18 protein-coding genes are annotated in these 19,404 nt (G+C 58.3%); 11 read left to right on the forward strand and 7 right to left on the reverse strand.

Annotated elements, in window-relative coordinates; genetic code table 11:
• Positions 1-122: 122 nt before the first annotated feature.
• Entirely contained in the window at positions 123-1,769 is a 1,647-nt protein-coding gene (gene groL / locus SLH49_RS04455) for a chaperonin GroEL (protein ID WP_320267952.1), read from the reverse strand.
• A 48-nt stretch (positions 1,770-1,817) separates the two neighbouring features.
• Complete coding sequence (locus tag SLH49_RS04460) at positions 1,818-2,102, reverse strand: co-chaperone GroES (protein WP_320238085.1); 285 nt, start codon at positions 2,100-2,102, stop codon at positions 1,818-1,820.
• Between the two features lie 382 nt (positions 2,103-2,484).
• On the opposite strand from SLH49_RS04460, the gene SLH49_RS04465 reads away from it, so the two are divergent.
• Positions 2,485-4,704 carry a right-handed parallel beta-helix repeat-containing protein gene (locus SLH49_RS04465; RefSeq protein WP_320267953.1) on the forward strand — a complete coding sequence of 740 codons (2,220 nt, stop codon included), beginning with the start codon at positions 2,485-2,487 and terminating at the stop codon, positions 4,702-4,704.
• Positions 4,705-4,792: 88 nt separating this feature from the next.
• Here SLH49_RS04465 and ccoS read toward each other — a convergent pair whose 3' ends face one another.
• Genes ccoS through ccoG form a run of 4 tightly spaced genes read right to left on the reverse strand, consistent with a single transcriptional unit; the run spans position 4,793 to position 8,950 of the window.
• Positions 4,793-4,945 carry a cbb3-type cytochrome oxidase assembly protein CcoS gene (gene ccoS / locus SLH49_RS04470; RefSeq protein ID WP_320267954.1) on the reverse strand — a complete coding sequence of 51 codons (153 nt, stop codon included), beginning with the start codon at positions 4,943-4,945 and terminating at the stop codon, positions 4,793-4,795.
• Entirely contained in the window at positions 4,942-7,089 is a 2,148-nt protein-coding gene (locus SLH49_RS04475; RefSeq protein WP_320267955.1) for a heavy metal translocating P-type ATPase, read from the reverse strand. The genes ccoS and SLH49_RS04475 overlap by 4 nt, the downstream gene beginning before the upstream one ends.
• Positions 7,086-7,538 carry a FixH family protein gene (locus SLH49_RS04480; RefSeq protein ID WP_320267956.1) on the reverse strand — a complete coding sequence of 151 codons (453 nt, stop codon included), beginning with the start codon at positions 7,536-7,538 and terminating at the stop codon, positions 7,086-7,088. Before SLH49_RS04480 ends, SLH49_RS04475 begins: the two co-directional genes overlap by 4 nt.
• The gene (gene ccoG / locus SLH49_RS04485; protein ID WP_320267957.1) at positions 7,538-8,950 is read right to left on the reverse strand and encodes a cytochrome c oxidase accessory protein CcoG; all 1,413 of its coding nucleotides are present in this window, start codon (positions 8,948-8,950) and stop codon (positions 7,538-7,540) included. The genes SLH49_RS04480 and ccoG overlap by 1 nt, the downstream gene beginning before the upstream one ends.
• Positions 8,951-9,290: 340 nt before the next feature.
• On the opposite strand from ccoG, the gene SLH49_RS04490 reads away from it, so the two are divergent.
• From SLH49_RS04490 to SLH49_RS04520, 7 genes are all read left to right on the forward strand, one after another.
• A complete protein-coding gene (locus SLH49_RS04490; RefSeq protein ID WP_320267958.1) occupies positions 9,291-11,687 on the forward strand; it encodes an EAL domain-containing protein in 2,397 nt (798 codons plus the stop codon).
• A gap of 30 nt (positions 11,688-11,717) precedes the next feature.
• Entirely contained in the window at positions 11,718-12,947 is a 1,230-nt protein-coding gene (locus SLH49_RS04495) for an MFS transporter (RefSeq protein ID WP_320267959.1), read from the forward strand.
• 53 nt (positions 12,948-13,000) lie between these two features.
• Positions 13,001-13,651, forward strand: coding sequence for a peptide-methionine (S)-S-oxide reductase MsrA (gene msrA, locus SLH49_RS04500; RefSeq protein ID WP_320267960.1), 651 nt, complete (start codon positions 13,001-13,003; stop codon positions 13,649-13,651).
• Positions 13,644-14,477, forward strand: coding sequence for a PhzF family phenazine biosynthesis protein (locus SLH49_RS04505; protein WP_320267961.1), 834 nt, complete (start codon positions 13,644-13,646; stop codon positions 14,475-14,477). Before msrA ends, SLH49_RS04505 begins: the two co-directional genes overlap by 8 nt.
• Positions 14,474-15,208: an SGNH/GDSL hydrolase family protein gene (locus SLH49_RS04510; RefSeq protein WP_320267962.1), complete on the forward strand. Its 735-nt coding sequence runs from the start codon at positions 14,474-14,476 to the stop codon at positions 15,206-15,208. Before SLH49_RS04505 ends, SLH49_RS04510 begins: the two co-directional genes overlap by 4 nt.
• Positions 15,209-15,238: 30 nt before the next feature.
• On the forward strand, positions 15,239-16,117 hold the full coding sequence (locus SLH49_RS04515; RefSeq protein ID WP_320267963.1) for a 50S ribosomal protein L11 methyltransferase: 879 nt from the start codon (positions 15,239-15,241) through the stop codon (positions 16,115-16,117).
• Between the two features lie 63 nt (positions 16,118-16,180).
• Positions 16,181-16,564 (forward strand): hypothetical protein, encoded by a 384-nt coding sequence (locus SLH49_RS04520; protein ID WP_320267964.1) that lies wholly within the window; start codon positions 16,181-16,183, stop codon positions 16,562-16,564.
• Positions 16,565-16,635: 71 nt separating this feature from the next.
• Here the strand turns inward: SLH49_RS04520 and SLH49_RS04525 are convergent, their stop codons facing one another.
• Positions 16,636-16,845, reverse strand: a complete 210-nt coding sequence (locus SLH49_RS04525) for a DUF1127 domain-containing protein (protein WP_320267965.1) — start codon at positions 16,843-16,845, stop codon at positions 16,636-16,638.
• Between the two features lie 310 nt (positions 16,846-17,155).
• On the opposite strand from SLH49_RS04525, the gene ruvC reads away from it, so the two are divergent.
• The 3 genes from ruvC to ruvB are packed head-to-tail and all read left to right on the forward strand — an operon-like array spanning position 17,156 to position 19,377.
• Complete coding sequence (ruvC, locus tag SLH49_RS04530) at positions 17,156-17,662, forward strand: crossover junction endodeoxyribonuclease RuvC (RefSeq protein WP_320267966.1); 507 nt, start codon at positions 17,156-17,158, stop codon at positions 17,660-17,662.
• Positions 17,659-18,309 (forward strand): Holliday junction branch migration protein RuvA, encoded by a 651-nt coding sequence (ruvA, locus tag SLH49_RS04535; protein ID WP_320267967.1) that lies wholly within the window; start codon positions 17,659-17,661, stop codon positions 18,307-18,309. The genes ruvC and ruvA overlap by 4 nt, the downstream gene beginning before the upstream one ends.
• Positions 18,310-18,357: 48 nt before the next feature.
• On the forward strand, positions 18,358-19,377 hold the full coding sequence (ruvB, locus tag SLH49_RS04540; RefSeq protein ID WP_320267968.1) for a Holliday junction branch migration DNA helicase RuvB: 1,020 nt from the start codon (positions 18,358-18,360) through the stop codon (positions 19,375-19,377).
• Positions 19,378-19,404 lie beyond the last annotated feature (27 nt).

Genomic DNA, 19,404 nt, shown 5'->3' on the forward strand with positions numbered 1-19,404 from the left:
AATGAAAAGGGCGGTGCTGGATGCACCGCCCGTCTCTATCTGCGACCGAGCGCATTCTCGGCATCTGCGTTGCAAACGCCTGCCACGCGCCAGACGTGTTTGGGCGAAGCCCAAGCCACGTCTTACATCATGCCGCCCATGCCGCCCATGTCGGGCATGCCGCCGCCAGCAGCACCTGCGCCTTCTTTGGCAGGCTTGTCGGCAACCATGGCTTCGGTTGTGATCAGAAGGCCGGCAACAGATGCAGCATCCTGCAGCGCTGTGCGCACAACTTTGGCCGGGTCGATCACGCCGAAGGCGAACATGTCACCATATTCTTCGGTCTGCGCGTTAAAGCCAAAGGCCGCATCGCTGCTTTCACGGATCTTGCCAGCCACGACGGAGCCGTCGACGCCGGAGTTTTCAGCGATTTGGCGCAGTGGAGCCTCAATGGCTTTGCGGATGATATTGATGCCAACGTCCTGATCGGAGTTCTCACCGCTCAGACCGTCCAGCGCCTTGCCACCCTGGACCAGAGCAACACCACCACCGACAACAACACCTTCCTGCACAGCAGCACGTGTTGCGTTCAGGGCGTCATCGACACGGTCCTTACGCTCTTTCACTTCCACTTCAGACATGCCGCCGACGCGGATCACGGCAACACCGCCAGCCAGTTTGGCCACACGCTCTTGCAGTTTCTCACGGTCGTAGTCGGATGTGGTTTCCTCGATTTGGCCGCGGATCTGGTTGACCCGTGCTTCGATCTCGGCCTTGTCGCCAGCACCGTCGACGATTGTGGTTTCGTCTTTGGTGATGTTGACGCGCTTGGCGGTGCCCAGCATGTCAATGGTGACGTTTTCGAGCTTCATGCCCAGGTCTTCGGAGATGACTTGACCGCCTGTCAGGATCGCGATGTCCTGCAGCATGGCTTTACGACGGTCGCCGAAGCCGGGCGCCTTGACAGCAGCGATTTTCAGACCACCGCGCAGCTTGTTGACCACGAGTGTCGCCAGCGCTTCGCCTTCAACGTCCTCTGCGATGATCAGGAGCGGCTTGCCGGACTGAATGACCGATTCCAGCAGTGGAACCATTGGCTGCAGCGAGGATAGTTTCTTTTCGTGCAGCAGGATGATCGCATCTTCCAGCTCAGTCGTCATCTTGTCAGCGTTGGTGACAAAGTAAGGTGACAGGTAACCGCGGTCGAACTGCATGCCTTCCACAACGTCGGTTTCAGTTTCGAGACCTTTGTTCTCTTCAACCGTGATGACGCCTTCGTTGCCGACTTTCTGCATCGCGTCAGAAATCTGCTTGCCGATTTCAGCTTCGCCGTTGGCAGAGATCGTGCCGACCTGAGCGACTTCGTCGCTGTCCTTGACTTCGCGCGACGCGCCTTTGATGGCTTCGACAACCTTGGTTGTTGCCAGATCGATGCCGCGCTTAAGGTCCATCGGGTTCATGCCAGCGGCAACCGACTTCATGCCTTCGCGGACAATCGCTTGGGCCAGAACGGTTGCAGTGGTTGTGCCGTCACCCGCTTCATCATTGGTGCGCTGGGCCACTTCCTTGACCATTTGTGCGCCCATGTTTTCGAACTTGTCTTCCAGTTCGATTTCCTTGGCAACAGATACACCGTCTTTGGTGATGCGTGGTGCGCCGAAGGACTTGTCCAGCACCACGTTGCGGCCTTTAGGGCCGAGGGTAACTTTTACTGCGTCAGCAAGTGTGTTGACACCTTTGAGCATGCGGTTGCGTGCATCGGTGTCGAATTTGACGTCTTTAGCAGCCATTTTCATGTGCTCCTTGAATTAGATAGAAATGAGGGTGGACAGATCGGCTTACATGATGCCGAGGATGTCGCTTTCCTTCATGATCAACAGCTCTTCGCCGTCGATTTTGACTTCTGTGCCGGACCACTTGCCGAACAGGATTTTGTCACCTGCTTTGACGGCCATCGGGATCAGCTCGCCGCTGTCCTTACGGGCACCTTCGCCGGTGCTGACGATTTCGCCTTCGGCAGGTTTTTCTTTGGCGCTGTCAGGAATGATCAGACCGCCCGCTGTCTTCTCGTCGCTTTCAATGCGACGGACGAGTACACGGTCGTGGAGTGGTGTAAATGCCATCTCGGAACGTCTCCAATATTTCGAGTTTCTCCCAGTTAGCACTCACCAGACGCGAGTGCTAATGGCGGGTAGGTAGGAAACGCCGCGCTGTGAGTCAACAGCCCCAATGCGAAGAATTTATGAAATCAGCCGTGTAGGCGATGTCGCAGTAGAAGCTGCCCCGCAAACGAGCCCTGAAACAGCTTCGAGACAGCGAAGCGGGTTATGGGCGGATCACGCCGCTTCGCAAAAGCCATACTTGCCTGGGGTAATCGGGGATTGTACCGTTAAACATGTAGGAATTGCGTACTTATCAACCATTACGTTTACTTCGCGCCGGGGGTGATGCTGTAAGCGTGCGCTCCGGGCAGGACGATAGCATTCATTATGGCCGGAGATATTCATGGCAACTTACACCGTCACCACCCTATCAGACGAAGCAATTGCAACCGGATTACCGATTGACCCCACCCGAGAAGCCGAAGACGGCACTGGTCTGTCACTGCGCGAGGCCATTGAGCTCGCCAACGCGCTTGACGGCGCGGATGAGATCATATTTCACCCCGATCTTGCCAATGGCCGGATCGCGCTGTCAGGTGAAGCGCTGCAAATCACTAGCGACATCACAATTGACGGCGACGCCGCCGGAGACGGGGGAGGTCGCATTGTTCTTGATGGCAGCTTCAGGTCCCGCGTTTTAGAAGTCGATGACGGTACATCGGTCATTTCAAATGTCGACGTGACGCGCGGTGGCCTTGCCGATGCCAATGCCATTAACGTTGTTGGAAATGGCGGTGGCTTACTGATCAGTGAAGATGCCAACCTGACCCTTGATGATGCCCGCATATACCGCAACCAATCATCCGATGTGGGTGGATCATTCGGGGGCGGCATTTTCAATGCGGGCACGCTGCAGCTGACAAATTCCGAAGTCTTTGACAACGTTCCCGTCGGGGTAGGGCGCTCATCCTCCAGCGGTGGTGGCATCGCAAATACCGGCACGATTGTTGTGGAAAACACACGCTTTAGCGACAACGCTGTGTTCGGGCGTTTTCCCGGTGACGGCGGCGGCCTTGTGAATAGCGGAACTGCACTGCTGACCAACGTGCTTTTTACCGGCAATTTCTCGGATGTCGGAGCGGCGATCAGCAACACTGGTAATATGGTGATCAGCGGCGCAACCATCACTGGCAACGAAGGCGATGGCTTTTTTGTTGCACCCAATGCGGTGCGGAATACTGGCGATCTGACTGTGATCCAATCGACGGTCACGGCCAATGACGGTGCGGAGATTGAAAACCGCGCGGAACTGACTCTGATCAACAGCATCGTCACTGAAGCGCCCGGATGGATCGTCAACAAAGAAGGTCAAAATATCGTTGGCACAGCACTCTTTGATGGTGATCTCTTGGTCAGCCGGATCCGGGCCGAGGATATCTTTGCCACAATCAGCCCCGACGGGCGGCCAGTTCTGGAAGATAATGGTGGGACGTTGCAGACAATTGCATTGCGCGCGTCCGAGTTGAACCTGGCCCTTGATGCTGGCGACAGGGCGCTGGCTGTCGATGCCACGGGCGCGCTGCTGACCAGTGATGGACGCGGACCAGGGTTTACAAGAAACTTTGATCTCTCCTTTGTCGAGACTGCCGGAGCAGGGGCGGTTGATCTGGGTGCATTTGAACTCCGGCTTGATCCAGTCGACAGCTTCATCTTCAACGAAACTGTCGTGCCCGTCCTGAGCTATGGTGGAAAGCAGGATCAGGGCACATTTTCAATCGGCGGTTTCGGCACCGTGTTGCAGCAAAGCGAAAATGCCTGGAACCACCTCTTGATTGACTACGAAGTGACGGAAGACACGGTCCTGACGTTCCGCCTGTTCACCGGGGGCGAGGCCGAGATTTATGGTATCGGCTTTGACAATGACGACACGCCCGACAGCGACACCTATTTCCAGCTTGGCGGTACTCAGCAGGGCTTTGGCATCCAGGATTTCAACGTCAATGCTGGCGCCAGTGCGAATACGCAATTCTTCCGCATTCCGGTTGGGGAATACTTCACAGGGGACTTCGACCGTCTGGTTTTTGTCACAGACAAAGACACCCCCGGTACAGGTGGGCAGGAGCCGGCCGCCAGTTTCTGGTCTGGTGTGCGGCTGTTCGAGGATGGGCCGCGCGTCAGGTTGAATGGTGAACTGGAAATCATTCAATCTTACGGATCCCGCCAGGACAGAGGCAGCGTCGAGATCTTCGATGACGGTTTTACCGTTGTGCAGGATGCCAATTCCTGGAAGCGGCTCGATATCGACTACACCGTGACCGAAAACACCGTTCTGTCATTTGATTTCGCCGCGTTTAACGAAGGCGAATTGCATGCGATCGGCTTTGACAACGATGAAAGCCCCGACAGCGACACTTACTTCACCCTGCTGGGCACGCAGGATGGCTTTGGCATCCGTGACTTCTTCGATCCGTCCCTGCTTGATGGTAGTCCGGAACGTATCGAGATCCCGGTCGGCGAATACTTTACAGGTGAGCTCGACAGTCTTGTCTTGGCGACCGATCTGGATGCCGGTGGTCTTGCCGACAGCCTTTGGTCGAACCTCACATTATTTGAAATCGCATAAATGCGTTGGCTTTTGAAGGCGTCTGAAACGGTATTTGGGGTGAGTTCGCACGCCGACAAAGGAATTGGTCTTTGTCAGAGGTATCCGCCTAGGCAGGCGGTTCGTCGTCATCCGACAAAATGCGCCAGGCATCACCTTCGAGATCCTCGTATTGGTTGGATTTGAGCGTCCACAAGAACGCAGCCAGGCCAAGCCCGCCGAGGATCAGCGATACAGGGATCAACAGGACAAGAACGTTCATACCCGCCCCTTTAGCCGCAAAGCGTTCAAAAGAACAGTGATGGACGAGGCCGACATGGCGATGGAGGCGATGAGCGGCGTGGCCAGACCCACAAGTGCGATTGGCACCGCGATGACGTTATAGATGGTCGAGATGGTGAAGTTTTCGACAATGCGCGCTTTGGCGGCGCGGGCGATGGCTGGCAGTTCAATGAGCGGGGTGAGGTTGTCGTTCAAGAGCACGATATCCGATGCCGCGCGCGAGGCGTCGGCTGCGGTGGCGGGCGAAACCGAAGCGTAGGCTGCCGCCAGCGCGCCGGTATCGTTCAGCCCGTCACCCACCATGAGCACATGCGCGCCTTTGGCGGTCAGGTCGTTGATATAGGCGATCTTGTCTTCGGGTTTTGTGTCTGCCCTCCAACTATCAATGCCCAGTTCTGCGGCGATCGTGCCTGTCTCGTCCGCGTCATCGCCAGAGACCAGATGCACGGCCAGCCCCGTCTCTTGCCAATTTTGGACAAGCTCTGCTGCACCTTCTCGTAACTCAGATCGCAAGGTGATTTTCTGCGGTTTCCGGTCGCCGACTTGGATATATGTCCCACGCCCCGTACCCAACCACGCGCCGGAGCCGAGGCGGACATTCTGGCCCTGATAGATGGCACTCAGGCCTTTGCCGGGATGCTCTTGTTGTGCGCTGATCTGCGCGGGTGCAACATCGTCAAGCGAGGCAGCAATGGCTTGTGAGACCGGGTGGGTCGCATTTTGGGTGAGGGCCAAGGCGATGCCTTGCATCTGTGCATCCAGCGTATCGCGTGCAGCAGCGGGCATGGTCAGCGTTCCGGTCTTGTCAAAGACGACCGTGTCGACTTCGGCCAAGCGTTCCAGCGCTGTGCCGTCTTTGACAAGCAGTCCAGCGCGGAACAGGCGCCCCGCAGCGGTGGTTGAGACGGCGGGGACGGCGAGGCCCATCGCACAGGGGCAGGTGATGATGAGGACGGCAACGGCGATGTTCAGTGACAGGCGGAAATCGCCGGAATAAAGGATCCAGAAGATGAACGCGACCAGCGCGAGTAGATGCACAACCGGCGCATAGATCGCGGCGGCCCGGTCAGCGGCGGCGGTGTATTTGTTGCGCACGGCCTCGGCCTGATCGACCATCGTGACCATTTTGCGCAAGGTGGTTTCCGCACCGACGGTTGCCGCGCGGATTGTCAGCGGGCCGGTCACGTTCACCTCTCCTGCGGTAACCTGTGTGCCAACCTGCGCGGGGATCGCGCGGCTCTCACCGGTCAGCAAGGAACGGTCGATCTCGCTTGTGCCTTCGGTGATTGTCCCATCCACCGGAATGCGCCCGCCCGGCAGCACCTGCACCAGATCGCCAATGGCCAGATCGCCGAAATCCACCATCTGCCGCACGCCATCGCGCAGGCGCATCACACGCGGGGCTTCCAATGCGGAGAGTTGTGCGGCGGCGGACGCGGCAGCTTTGCGGCTGCGATGGTCCAGATAGCGTCCGATTAGCAGGAAGAAGGTCAGCGTGACGGCGGCGTCAAAGTAAGAATGCCGCCCGCCATAAAGCGTCTCGTAAAGAGAAATGCCCGAGGCCAAGAGGATCGCCAGCGAAATCGGCACATCCATATTCAGGCGGCCCGCCTTTAGCCCGCGCCAGCCACTTTCGAAAAAGGGCTGCGCGGAATAGATCAGCGCCGGAATGGCAATACAGGCCGTGATCCAGTGGAACATATGCATTGTCGCACCCATGGCACCTGACCAGACGGCCACTGAAAGCAGCATGATGTTCATGTTCGCAAAGCCCGACACGGCCAGCCGTGTCAGCAGATTGCCGCCATAGGCGTCTGCTTCTGATCCCAGAAGGCTCGTATCGAGCAGCCGCGCCTCGAACCCGGCCAGCTCCAGCGTGTCGATCATCGCCTCTGGCGAGACGGGCTGATTGGTCCCCACCGTCACTCGTTTCATGGACAGGTTCACGCGGGCATTGGCCACCCCCTCCATGCCGCGCAAAGCCCGCTCAACCCCATTGATACATGCCACACAATGAATACCGGGTAGCGACAGGACCACCTGATCCGTCCCGTTCGAGGCGGCTTTTTCAAGCTGGCCCTCGGGTAGGCCGATACAGGCCGGGCAGGCGGAACTGTCGCTCATTCGGCGGTAAGTGGGAAGCGGCGGCGGAATTGGGTGCCGTCAGGGGCAAGCAGTTCAAGGCGCAGGTTCCAGTAACCATCACCGGCGGTGACCGGGGCTATCATCGCTTGGCCGTTCCACGTGAAGGCAGGCACGGTGTCTTGACCCGTATGGGTGGCCCGCCCGAAGGTGGCGCGCGTGACCTCGGCCTGCACCGGATTGCCGTCTTTGTCGGTGATCGCGACTGTCAGGGTGCCGCCGGTCAAAGAGGCCGCGACATCCCAACCCAACGCATCCTGCGCGGCACGATTGGCCTCAAATTGCTGGCTGGCGAGGTAGGCGCTCCGCGTCTCGACGCCGGGAAAAGTGGCCACGGCATTGTAGGCCAGTGTCAGGTTGACGGTCACGATGATGCCGAAGCCGCCCAACATCAGTGCCAGCATGTGCCAGCCGGTAAACTCACGGGTCATTATTGGGCCCTCCCATTGAAGATGGTGTCTTTATGCGCGCGCTCGCCCGAGACGAGGTCTTCGACCCAGAACCGCAGATCAACCCGGTCCATGCTGGCCGCCGGATCGCCGGGCCGGGCCGAGACATAGACGCGCTGCAGATAAGTTTCGTTGGCGGGCACGTTGATGCTGCGCAGGGCTGTGCCCTCAAGGTCGATGCGGAGGATTTCGTCGGAGCGGAGCGAGAGATGGAACTCCCGATCTTCGCCATGCTTGTTGAGCAGGCGAATGTCGTAGATGTTGCGGATCGTGCCGTCCGACAGGGTGACAAAGGTCGGGTTGCGCACGGCGGCCACGGTCATCTCGATATCGGCGCGAATGAAGAGCGCGAATACGAGACCGATCCCGATCAGTCCCCACAGGGTCGTGTAAAGCATTGTGCGGAAACGGAAAACATGCTGCCAGATCGGCTTGGGCGGTTTGCCGTTCGCCTCGGCCTCCTGATCCGAAAGGGCGAGGTAGTCGATCAACCCACGCGGCTTGCCGATCTTTTCCATCACGTCGTCACAGGCATCAATGCAAAGCGCGCAGGTGATACATTCCATCTGCTGGCCGTCGCGGATGTCGATACCGGCGGGGCAGACATTCACGCAGGCCATGCAATCGATGCAGTCGCCTTCCTTGTTTTCATGCTTCTTGCCGCGCGGCTCCCCCCGCCACTCGCGATAGGCGACGGTCAGCGTTTCGGGGTCCATCATCGCGGCCTGAATACGTGGCCAGGGGCACATATAGTTGCAGACCTGTTCACGCATGAAGCCACCGAAGACGAAGGTTGTGGCGGTCAGAATGCCAATGGTGGCCCAGGCAACGGGCGGCGCTTGCAAGGTTGCGAGGCTATAGGCCAGGGTCGGCGCGTCCGCGAAATAGAAGACCCAAGCCCCGCCTGTGGCCACGGCGATCAGCAGCCAGACGATCCACTTGACCACCCGCAACCTGATCTTGCGCGGTGTCCATTTTTCGTTCCAAAGCCGGACGCGTGCGTTCCTGTCGCCCTCGATCCAGCGTTCGACAAGGATGAAAAGGTCAGTCCAGACCGTCTGCGGGCAGGTATAGCCACACCAGACCCGGCCAAGCGCGGATGTGAACAGGAAAAGGCCGAGGCCCGCCATGATCAGAAGGCCTGCGACAAAGTAAAACTCATGCGGCCAGATCTCGATCCAGAAGAAATAGAACCGCCGGTTGGCCAGATCGACCAGCACCGCCTGATCAGGCAGGTTCGGGCCACGGTCCCAGCGAATCCAGGGGGTGAGGTAATAGATGCCCAGCGTCACGACCATCACCCACCATTTCAGGTTTCGGTAGAAGCCCTTGACCCGGCGCGGGAAAATCGGCTCACGCGGGGCGTAAAGGGGTTGGTTCTCGGTCGAAGACATCGGGGACCTGCAAGGATGACACTCTGTTCGCAGGATCGGTTTTAGCGAGTCCGCAGGCACCTTCCTTGATGTGGATCAAAACGTAACGGAGGCGGAAGCCGCCCGAACCATCCCGGCTCAAGAGTTAGGCGGTACGCCGAAATTGGCGGCATCTTTGCCGCCGATACGGTTCGCTTATTTCAAGCAGCGTATTTATCGTCAGAAATCGTTGTCGCGTTAACTTTTGTGGCGTGTCGATATGATAGCCTCTATCGGTGGAAGTTTGCGAATGCGCGGGCTGCAAAGATCGGGACAGGACGTGTACGATACTGCCGACATGCTTTTACAAGATGATCGCAGGATGCTTTCCCTGCTGACGCAGCCCGTTGCTGTGATTGATTGCTACGGTGTCGTCGTTGACTGCAATGCGGCTTTTCGAGATTGTGCTGATCTGCCTGAGCCGAACGGGCATGGCGCACCATTGGCGGAACTGATGACGCCTGATACATGGTCCGATTGTCTCGATTATTTGCGTCAATGTCCGGGAGTGGGCACGGGCGACGATGTCGCGCCTTTTGTCACGACGCTCCGGATTGCCGGGCAGGTGCTGGAAATGTCGCTGGCACCGATGCGGCCAGATGACCGGTCCGCGGGCTTTCTTTGCCAGTTGGAACGCACGACGCGGCAGGAAGATGCGCGCCTCGCCTATCTGATGGAGCATCTCGACCAGGGCGTATGGGACTATGATGTGCCGACCGAGACCCTCACTGTCTCAAAAAAGTGGCGTGAGATCAGGGGGCTTGGTGATGATGTCGACCTCAACGCGCCTGGGCGTCGCTGGAAAGACAACACCCATGCGGTTGACCGGATCACGTTGCAAAACATCTTCGACGAACAGGTCAGGGGTGAGCGGCGCAGCATTAGTGTCCGGTACCGGTATCGCCATATGCAGGGGCATTGGATCTGGGTCTTGTGCCGCGCCAAAGTGGTGGAAAACGACAAGAACGGCAGACCGCTGCGGATTGTGGGCACCGATACTGATGTCACCATCCTGCGCCAACGCGACAGCGATATGCAGCAACTGACGAATAAGCTGCAACTGGCAATCGACGCCTCCGGGATCGGCGTTTGGGAATATGATCGCGCCAAAGATGAAGTCCATTGGGACGACCGCATGCTTGAGATCTACGGGATCACCGACGGCCAGAATATGCGGCGCGGCGATATGTGGGAAACTTATCTGCATCCCGATGATCTGGAAGATGCCCGTGCCTATTCCGCGCATTGTCAGAAACACGGGCTCGATTTTCGGCGTGACTTTCGCATCGTGCGACCGAACGGTGACGTTCGACATATTCGCAGTCTTGCTGGGTTCGTGGCGCGCGATGCAAATCAAGCCAAGCTGATCGGCGTCAATATCGATGTGACCGAGGACTATGAGCGCAGCGCCCAGCTTGAGGCGGCGCGAGCGCAGCTTGAATTCGACTCGCGGCATGATGCCTTGACCGGCGTTGCGAACCGGCGGCTTCTGGATGAGTGCATCGGTCAGCTTCGCGCGCACGCGACACCCACCTGCCGCGGGGCGGTGCTGCACCTGGATCTGGATTTCTTCAAACAAATCAATGATACCTTGGGCCATCCGGCCGGTGATGCGGTGTTGGTGCATGTGGCGAGAACACTCAAGCACCTGCTTGGGGATCAAGGACTTGTCTGCCGAACCGGCGGAGATGAGTTTGTGGTGCTCTTCTCAAAAGCCCCCGATTCCGAACGCATGCACGCCCTTTGCAAAGCAATTGTTACGGCATTTGAACAGCCATTCTACTTTGACGGCCATCATTGTGCCTTCGGCGTCAGTGTTGGTTGCGCTTTCAGTATCGGAAAAGATATCGGCTGTTCCGACATGTTTGCCCAAGCTGATGCGGCACTTTATGCCGCCAAACAGGCCGGGCGCGGACGATATCACTTCTATTCCGGCGATACGAGGCCGACTGTCGCCCCTGACGGACAAACACGGCAGGACTTGCTTGACGCGCTGATGCGCGGCGAAATCCTGTGTTATTTTCAACCGCAATATGATGCCAACACCAATGAGCTTGCCGGGGCAGAAGCATTGGTGCGTTGGAATTGCCCGCACCGTGGGCTGCTGAAACCCGATGCTTTCATGCCTGAGGCAACAAAGCTTGGCGTGGCTGACCGGATTGACGCACATGTGTTTGAGCAGGTCGTCTCGTTGCAGTCAGAATGGCGCGCGAAAGGTCTTCCATTTCCTCTGATCGCGATGAATGTGTCGCCTGACCGTTTGAACAACGCATTAATGCTTGATCATGTGCGCAGCCTGATCAAACCGCACCACAAGATCGCATTTGAACTGCTTGAGACGGCTTTTCTCGATGAGATGACGCCGGACCAGATAAGGCGTCTTACCGACCTTCGCGCCTTGGGGGTCGGGATTGATCTTGATGATTTCGGATCGGGGCATTCGTCGGTAGCCGCCATGCAGGCGATCGGGCCCGACCGGATCAAGATCGATCAAAGCCTTGTCGGCCCGATTGTCGCCCGGCCCGAGCAGATCAAGACATTGCAGCTTTTGTCGCAGATGGCACGGCTTGAGAAGCTGCAGATTGTGGTCGAGGGGTTGGATGCCGCCGGCCATCTGAATGCCATTGCAGACGTTGATTGTGACCTGCTGCAAGGGTTCGCGCTGTCGAAGCCCTTGCCGGTCGCGGAGTTTGAGGCGCTTTTGCATCCCCTCTCGTAATTGCCGCGCGACAGGCGTATTGCTGACGCCATGAAGATTGTTCGCCTCGAAGACGCTCACCAATTGCCGCTTTGGCGCAGGCCCACATCGCTCCTATTTGTGATGGCCATGGCGATGCCCGTTGCGTTCGCGACATGGTCAGCGCTGCTCAATAACTTCGTTATTGAGGTGGCAGGGTTCGATGGTTCGGACATCGGCTGGTTGCACACAGTGCGCGAGATCCCGGGGTTCTTTGCGATTGGCGTGATTGCCCTGATCATGTTCATTCGCGAACAGGTGCTCGGCCTTGTCGCGCTGATCATGTTGGGGGCGGCGACGGCTGTGACCGCGCAATTCCCGCAGATGGGGGGCATTCTGGCTGTGACCATGCTGTCCTCAATCGGGTTCCACTATTACGAAACCGTCAACCAATCGCTGCAATTACAGTGGATCGACAAGAAAAAGGCACCACAGACCCTGGGCTGGATCCTTTCTGCCGGATCGGCGGCGACCCTAATCGTCTATCTTTTGATCGTTCTGACGTGGGAACCGCTGGGTCTCAGCTTTAGTGCCGTCTACTGGCTGTCGGGCGGCTTCACCGCTGTCGTCGCGACGATCTGCCTGCTGGCCTATCCGCAGTTTGAGGCGCCGCACCCGCAGGTCAAAAAGATGGTCCTGCGCAAGCGTTATTGGCTTTATTATGCGCTGCAATTCATGTCAGGCGCGCGCCGGCAAATATTTGTCGTCTTCGCGGGCTTCATGATGGTGGAGCAGTTCGGCTTTGCCGTCGACGATATCACCAAGCTTTTCATGGTCACGCTGCTGGTCAACATGCTCGCCGCCCCGCTTCTGGGCCGCCTCGTGCAGGTGTTTGGCGAGCGGCGTGCGCTCATCTTCGAATATGTCGGCCTCTGTGGTGTGTTCTTTGCCTATGGCGGCATTTACTACTTTGGCTGGGGTGTGATGCTGGCGACCGCGCTTTACATCATCAATCACATCTTCTTCAGCCTGGCTTTGGCGATCAAAACCTATTTTCAAAAGATCGCCGACCCGCAGGATATCGCGCCGACCGCTGCTGTGGCGTTCACCATCAATCACATTGCCGCTGTGTTCCTACCGGCATTGCTGGGCTATATTTGGCTGCAATCGCCGGGCCTTGTGTTCCTGATCGCGGCTGGGATGGCCATTGTATCGCTTCTGTTGTCACTGCTGATCCCGCGCCACCCCGAACCGGGACATGAGACAGTGTTTCAAGGGCGTTTGGTCGCAGCGGCAGAGTAGAAATGGGCGCGTTCCATCCTATATCAGACCTAACCGAGAGGAGTTTCGCCGATATGTTTTTTCTCAATCGCGCCAAGTCTGAAATGATCAGCCCCGATGCTGCTTTGCCGGGCCGGGCGTCGCCTATTCCGACCGCACAGACCCATTTTGTCTACGGCACACCGCTAACCCCCGATCCGCCTACAGGTCTGGAAGAGGCGATGTTTGGCATGGGGTGTTTCTGGGGTGTGGAGCGGATGTTCTGGAAGCTTGACGGTGTGAAATCGACGATGGTGGGGTATTCCGCAGGCTACACGCCCAACCCGACCTATGAAGAGGTGTGCAGCGGCAAGACCGGCCATAATGAGGTCGTGCGTGTCGTCTTTGACCCAGCCGTGATCTCTTATGATCAGTTGCTGCAGGTCTTTTGGGAAGGACATGATCCCACCCAGGGCATGCGTCAGGGCAATGACACAGGAACGCAGTACCGGTCGGGCATCTATACTTATTCTGACGCGCAAAAGACGGCGGCGGAGACTTCAAAAGAAGCCTTTGCACCGCGCCTGTCGACCGCTGGCTATGGCGCAATCACGACCGAGATAATCGACGCGCCTCCGTTCTATTTCGCGGAAGATTATCACCAGCAATACTTGGCAAAGAACCCGGGCGGGTATTGCGGGCTTGGCGGAACGGGCGTGACCTGCCCGATTGGGGTCGGTGCTTAGACGGTTCCTGCAATGTGACGTGTTCAGCGCCGTTCCTACCAAAGGGAACGGCCTTGCGGTCGTTGTCGATGCCAAGGGGATGACGACAGCGCAGATGCAGGATTTCGCTGCCTGGACCAACCTGGCCGAGACGACGTTTCTGCTACCACCGACCATGCCGGACGCCGACTACGCGGTGCGTATCTTCACACCAGGACGCGAGATGCCTTTTGCGGGGCACCCAACGCTGGGCAGCTGTGCGGCATGGCTCCATTCCGGAGGGCAGCCGCAAGAGCCTGGGTTGGTCCGTCAGGAATGTCAGATTGGCCTTGTCGAGATTGACATTTCCGGTGACGTGCCCGCTTTTGTCGCTCCGCCGACGCAGGTATCAGCGTTGCCCTCATCAGATCAGTTGCGTCTGACTAAGGCCCTCGGCCTAGATGCGTCACAGATTGTGCGTTCTGCGCAACTGAACAACGGTCCGGTATGGCAGGTGCTCGAGCTTACCGATGCCGCGACAGTGCTTGCCATCGACGCAGATCGGGTGCGCTGGCCGGAATTTGTGGGGCTCGGCGTGGTCGGGCCACATTCAACAGGTGCGGCTGCAGATTACGAAGTCCGGAACCTAGCCCCCTCAAGCGGCATGTCCGAAGACCCGATCACCGGATCGCTGAACGCGGCCATCGCACAGTGGATGCACGCCGAGGGACGCCTCGACCGCGCACTGGTCATGGCGCAGGGGACGGTGCTGGGCCGAGAAGGCCGCGTATTCGTGGATAGCACCCCACGTGGCGTGACGATTGGCGGCCATGTGCATGTCCTGATCGACGGGACGGTCGATCTGTGATCCTGGACGCCGCCGCGCGAACAGTTCTGATGCCGGTGCTTTTGTTGCAGGCGGTCTATCTGCGGATGACCGTGTTGCGCTTGCCGGAGCCTGATGGCGCCCGTGAGGGCAAAGTGGGGCAGGGGCCGCCATTGCGCCTGACGATATTGGGTGACAGCTCCGCTGCGGGCGTCGGCGTTGCGGATCAGCAGGATGCTTTGCTGGGGCAGGTCAATCATCGGCTGGCACCTCACTTCACCACCGATTACCGGCTGATTGCTGCGACCGGGTCGCGCACCGGTGACGTTCTGGGCTGGTTGCAGGATATGCAGGCATTGGATGCCGACGTGGCTGTGATTGCTCTGGGCGTCAATGATGTGACCAAAGGTGTCAGCCTGCGCCGCTGGCTGCGGCAGCAATCGGCTTTGCTGGATCGTCTGGTGCATGATTTTGGCGTCAAATACGTCGTGGTCTCCGGCCTGCCACCGATGCATGATTTCCCGCTTTTGCCGCAACCTTTGCGCTGGGTACTGGGCCGGCAGGCCGCGCGTTTTGACAAGGCCTTGCACGAAATGGTGGCGGAACGTCGGGATGCCACATCGATCACAATTGATATGCGACTGAACCGTGAAAACATGTCAGAAGACGGGTTTCACCCCGGTCCAGTCGTCTATTCGGCCTGGGCCGACGCGGTGGCGGCACAAATTCTGGACCATGCAGCGCTGCTTGACGGCACGGATCGCAATGCCTAACGCGTCCTTGACCCAAAAGGACCTCTCAGGATGACGACATTCACCGCGCTCACCACGCTTTCCGGCGAAACGGCGGCCTATGCGCTCTCAGACGCGCTTGAGGCTGTTGTGCCCGAGCCCACCGGCATCGGCGTCTTCGAGATCGAAGACGGATCGGGTCTGTGGGAGGTCGGCGCCTACTTTTCGGAACGCCCCGATGTTGCCGCCTTGGCTGTGTTGAGTGCGCTGCACGGCGCCAGGCCTTTCAGCATTTCCGAGGTGCCGGATCAGGATTGGGTCTCAAAGGTGCAGCGTGATCTGCCACCCGTCGCAGCCGGGCGGTTTTTTGTTTACGGCGCGCATGATGCGGACAATGTGCCGCCCGGCAAACACGCCTTGCTGATCGAGGCGGCAATGGCCTTTGGCACTGGGCATCATGGGACGACCCTAGGCTGTCTGCGCGCCTTCGACCGGCTGCTTGATAAGGGCTTCGCTGGAGGCCGGATCGTGGATGTCGGATGCGGCACGGCGGTGTTGGCTATGGCGGCAGCCAAGATATTCTCTGACCCGGTTTGGGCGAGCGACATTGACCCCGTGGCCGTTGAGGTTGCAGCAGCAAATGTGGCAGCAAATGGGCTGTCGGGGCGGGTGGAATGTTTCACTGGTGCGGGCTTTGCAGCCCCGGCTTTGCAGGAACACGCGCCGTTCGATCTTGTCTTTGCCAATATTTTAAAGGGGCCATTGGTCGATCTGGCCCCTGATATGGCACGTTTCACAGCAGATGACGGATATGTGATTCTCTCGGGTATTCTGAATGAACAGGCGCAAGACGTGACGGCCATTTATCAACGAAATGGGTTCAATCTGCTTGAAAAAGAGGAAATTGTTGATTGGACCACGCTTTTGATGGGCAAAAACCCACCAGTTTGATCTCTTTTGGTCAGTGTAATGGGAAAATAACTTGTTTCAGGCCATTATCTCAGGGACAACAGAATGATTAGTTATTTGATTGTTGTGGAGGATGTCATGGCGCAGGCCCATGTTCCATTCGATAAGCGTCTCAAGCGGATCGTCCGCCGTCACGACCGTATGCAAAGTTCAGGTGCCGTGAAAACCGTCACATCAGACGGCTTGATCGTTGCACGCCCCCGCGTTTATCGTCCGAAGTTTCCGCTGAGGGGGCTATTAGCGATTGTCGTTCTCGGTTTCCTGTTCAAAGGCGCTGTCTATGCGTCATTGGGTACTGAGGCATATGTCGAGCGAGTCATCGCTCTGCAGCAGGGAAGTGTAATGGAGCAGGCGGGCGGCTGGATCATGCAGGCCGATCCTGCGACCAAATTTATTGCCGAAGGTTTCGGCGCCGTATTCACCGAATAATCCGTCCTCCAAAACGCAAAAAGGCCGCGCTCGTTAGCGCGGCCTTTTGCATTCAACTGACGCCGTATGCTTTAGCGGCGAGAGAGGCGTGCAACCTCGTCAATGTCGCCATACGTCAGGCCGATATCTGTCAGTTCACGCTCGCTCAGTTTTGTCAAAGCGTTGCGCGTGATACGGGCATCGTTCCACGCAGCAATTGCAGCAAAAGCTGACAGAAAAACAGAAGGGATGCGACCTGCGGAGAGGCCAACGGAGGGGCGGGTTGTGTCAAAAGCGGCCATAGCCATCATCCTTGTGCTGTGCAGCAATGCTGCGTTGTTCTCATGAGCCGCAGATAGGAACGTTTTTTCCGCCTGACCAGTGACATTTTGGCATGGGACATATGCGTTTTTAGCATGCCTTATTTTTGGGCGGATTTGGCCGTAAAGTCATTGTTTACAAAGGGTTAAGTGTGTCGCTTTTTTACGTCCGAATGACGGTTTCGACGCTGGTTCTCAGGTCTGCCGTATATCATGTGCCTTGAAAGCGCCTTGGTTTTTGTTCGCCTTTTGTGCTAACCATTTCTGAAGAAAAGAACAAAAGAGGCGAGCGATGCGTGTTTTGGGGATCGACCCTGGGCTTCGCAACATGGGTTGGGGGGTGATTGCGGTGTCTGGTGCGCGGATCGCGCATGTTGCAAACGGGATCTGCCGCTCGTCTGGTGACGATCTGGCGGCGCGGCTTTTGTCACTGCATCAGCAACTGTCCGACATCGTCGACGTCTATGCGCCTGAGGCGGCAGCAGTTGAGCAGACCTTCGTCAACAAGGATGGGGCTGGTACGTTGAAGCTGGGTCAGGCGCGGGGTGTGGCGATGCTGGTTCCGGCACAGGCGGGGCTGACCATCGGGGAATATGCGCCGAACGCCGTCAAGAAAGCCGTCGTTGGGGTCGGACATGCCGATAAAACGCAGATCATGCATATGGTGAAGCTGCAATTGCCGGGTGCGCAGATCGCCGGTCCTGACGCGGCGGACGCCTTGGCGATTGCAATATGCCATGCGCATCATCTGCAATCGGCAGGGACGCTCGCGCAAGCATTGGTTAAGGCGGGCGCATGATCGGCAAGATCTCGGGGCGACTGGATTATCGCGGTGCTGACCATGTCCTGATCGATGTGCGCGGTGTTGGGTACGTGGTCTATGTCTCGGACCGTGTGATGGCTGGCCTGCCGGGCAATGGTGAGGCGGTGGCGCTTTACACTGATCTTCTCGTGCGGGAAGACAACCTGCAGCTTTTTGGTTTCACCACGCTTGTGGAAAAGGAGTGGCACCGTTTGCTGATGTCCGTGCAGGGGATCGGTGCGAAGGCATCGATGGCGATTTTGGGCACGATTGGCGCAGAAGGCGTGAGTCGCGCGATCGCGTTGGGGGACTGGAACGCCATTGCGAAGGCAAAAGGCGTGGGGCCGAAGACGGCGCAGCGCGTGGCGATAGAGCTCAAGGACAAGGCACCGGCGGTGATGGCGATGGGCGGCGCAGCGGTCGAGACTGCGCAGAGTGATGTCATTGAGACCGACATGTTGACGTCACCTCGCCAGGCACAAGCCAACCCGGCACAGGCCGAGACGCTGTCAGCCCTGGCAAATTTGGGCTATGCGCCCGGTGATGCTGCGGCGGCCGTAGCTGAAGCACTGGGCGATTCACCAGAGGCAGACACACCCGCACTGATCCGCGCGGCCTTGCAGCTGCTCTCGCCGAAAGGGTAGGGATGATGTGCTCATCCGCCCTACGGGCCGTCTTCGCTGGAGAACGCTGTGACCCAACCTGATCCCACATTGCGTCCCGACCCGCAGCCGGATGATGCGGATCGCGCCTTGCGTCCGCAAAGTCTGGATGAATTTATTGGGCAGCGTGAGGCGCGGGCTAATCTAAAGGTGTTCATCGAAAGCGCGCGGCGCCGCGGTGAGGCGATGGATCACGCGCTTTTCCATGGACCGCCGGGGCTTGGTAAGACGACGCTGGCGCAGATCATGGCGCGGGAACTCGGCGTGAATTTCCGTATGACGTCGGGACCAGTGCTCGCCAAGGCGGGGGATCTGGCGGCGATCCTCACCAATCTTGAAGCGCGTGATGTGCTCTTCATCGACGAAATTCACCGGCTGAACCCGGCCGTGGAAGAGGTGCTTTATCCGGCGCTCGAAGATTTTGAGCTGGATCTAGTGATCGGCGAAGGCCCCGCCGCGCGGACTGTACGGATTGAGCTGCAACCTTTTACGCTTGTGGGTGCGACCACGCGGATGGGTCTTCTGACGACGCCTTTGCGCGATCGTTTTGGTATTCCGACACGGTTGGAATTCTACACAGACGATGAGCTACACCAGATTGTCACCCGCAGCGCGCGTCTGATGGGCGCGCCCGCTTCCGATGATGGCGCTGCAGAGATCGCAAAACGCGCACGCGGTACGCCGCGTATCGCGGGACGACTTCTGCGGCGAGTCGTGGATTTTGCCATTGTCGAAGGTGACGGGACCGTCACGCAACCGATCGCGGACCGGGCCCTGACCCGGTTGGGCGTTGACCATCTGGGTCTCGACAATGCGGATCGCCGCTATCTGCGCCTTATCGCGGAGAGTTATGGCGGTGGACCTGTCGGTGTGGAAACGATGTCCGCGGCCTTGTCGGAAAGCCGCGACAGTTTGGAAGACGTGATTGAGCCTTATCTTCTGCAGAGGGGTCTGATCCAGCGGACGCCGCGCGGCCGGATGCTGGCGCAGGCGGCTTGGGCGCATCTGGGGATCGCGCCGCCAAAATCGCAGACGGATTTGTTTGATTGAGAGGCGGGGAGCCTCCGGCGGGAGTAT

Source organism: Cognatiyoonia sp. IB215446 (genome assembly GCF_033963825.1).
GTDB lineage: Bacteria > Pseudomonadota > Alphaproteobacteria > Rhodobacterales > Rhodobacteraceae > Yoonia.

Excerpts from the sequence above, each read along its gene's own strand:
- groL (WP_320267952.1), bottom strand. The coding sequence starts at position 1,769 with ATGGCTGCTAAAGACGTCAAATTCGACACCGATGCACGCAACCGCATG.
- SLH49_RS04460 (WP_320238085.1), bottom strand. The coding sequence starts at position 2,102 with ATGGCATTTACACCACTCCACGACCGTGTACTCGTCCGTCGCATTGAA.
- SLH49_RS04465 (WP_320267953.1), top strand. The coding sequence starts at position 2,485 with ATGGCAACTTACACCGTCACCACCCTATCAGACGAAGCAATTGCAACC.
- ccoS (WP_320267954.1), bottom strand. The coding sequence starts at position 4,945 with ATGAACGTTCTTGTCCTGTTGATCCCTGTATCGCTGATCCTCGGCGGG.
- SLH49_RS04475 (WP_320267955.1), bottom strand. The coding sequence starts at position 7,089 with ATGAGCGACAGTTCCGCCTGCCCGGCCTGTATCGGCCTACCCGAGGGC.
- SLH49_RS04480 (WP_320267956.1), bottom strand. The coding sequence starts at position 7,538 with ATGACCCGTGAGTTTACCGGCTGGCACATGCTGGCACTGATGTTGGGC.
- ccoG (WP_320267957.1), bottom strand. The coding sequence starts at position 8,950 with ATGTCTTCGACCGAGAACCAACCCCTTTACGCCCCGCGTGAGCCGATT.
- SLH49_RS04490 (WP_320267958.1), top strand. The coding sequence starts at position 9,291 with ATGCTTTCCCTGCTGACGCAGCCCGTTGCTGTGATTGATTGCTACGGT.
- SLH49_RS04495 (WP_320267959.1), top strand. The coding sequence starts at position 11,718 with ATGAAGATTGTTCGCCTCGAAGACGCTCACCAATTGCCGCTTTGGCGC.
- msrA (WP_320267960.1), top strand. The coding sequence starts at position 13,001 with ATGTTTTTTCTCAATCGCGCCAAGTCTGAAATGATCAGCCCCGATGCT.
- SLH49_RS04515 (WP_320267963.1), top strand. The coding sequence starts at position 15,239 with ATGACGACATTCACCGCGCTCACCACGCTTTCCGGCGAAACGGCGGCC.
- SLH49_RS04520 (WP_320267964.1), top strand. The coding sequence starts at position 16,181 with ATGATTAGTTATTTGATTGTTGTGGAGGATGTCATGGCGCAGGCCCAT.
- SLH49_RS04525 (WP_320267965.1), bottom strand. The coding sequence starts at position 16,845 with ATGGCCGCTTTTGACACAACCCGCCCCTCCGTTGGCCTCTCCGCAGGT.
- ruvC (WP_320267966.1), top strand. The coding sequence starts at position 17,156 with ATGCGTGTTTTGGGGATCGACCCTGGGCTTCGCAACATGGGTTGGGGG.
- ruvA (WP_320267967.1), top strand. The coding sequence starts at position 17,659 with ATGATCGGCAAGATCTCGGGGCGACTGGATTATCGCGGTGCTGACCAT.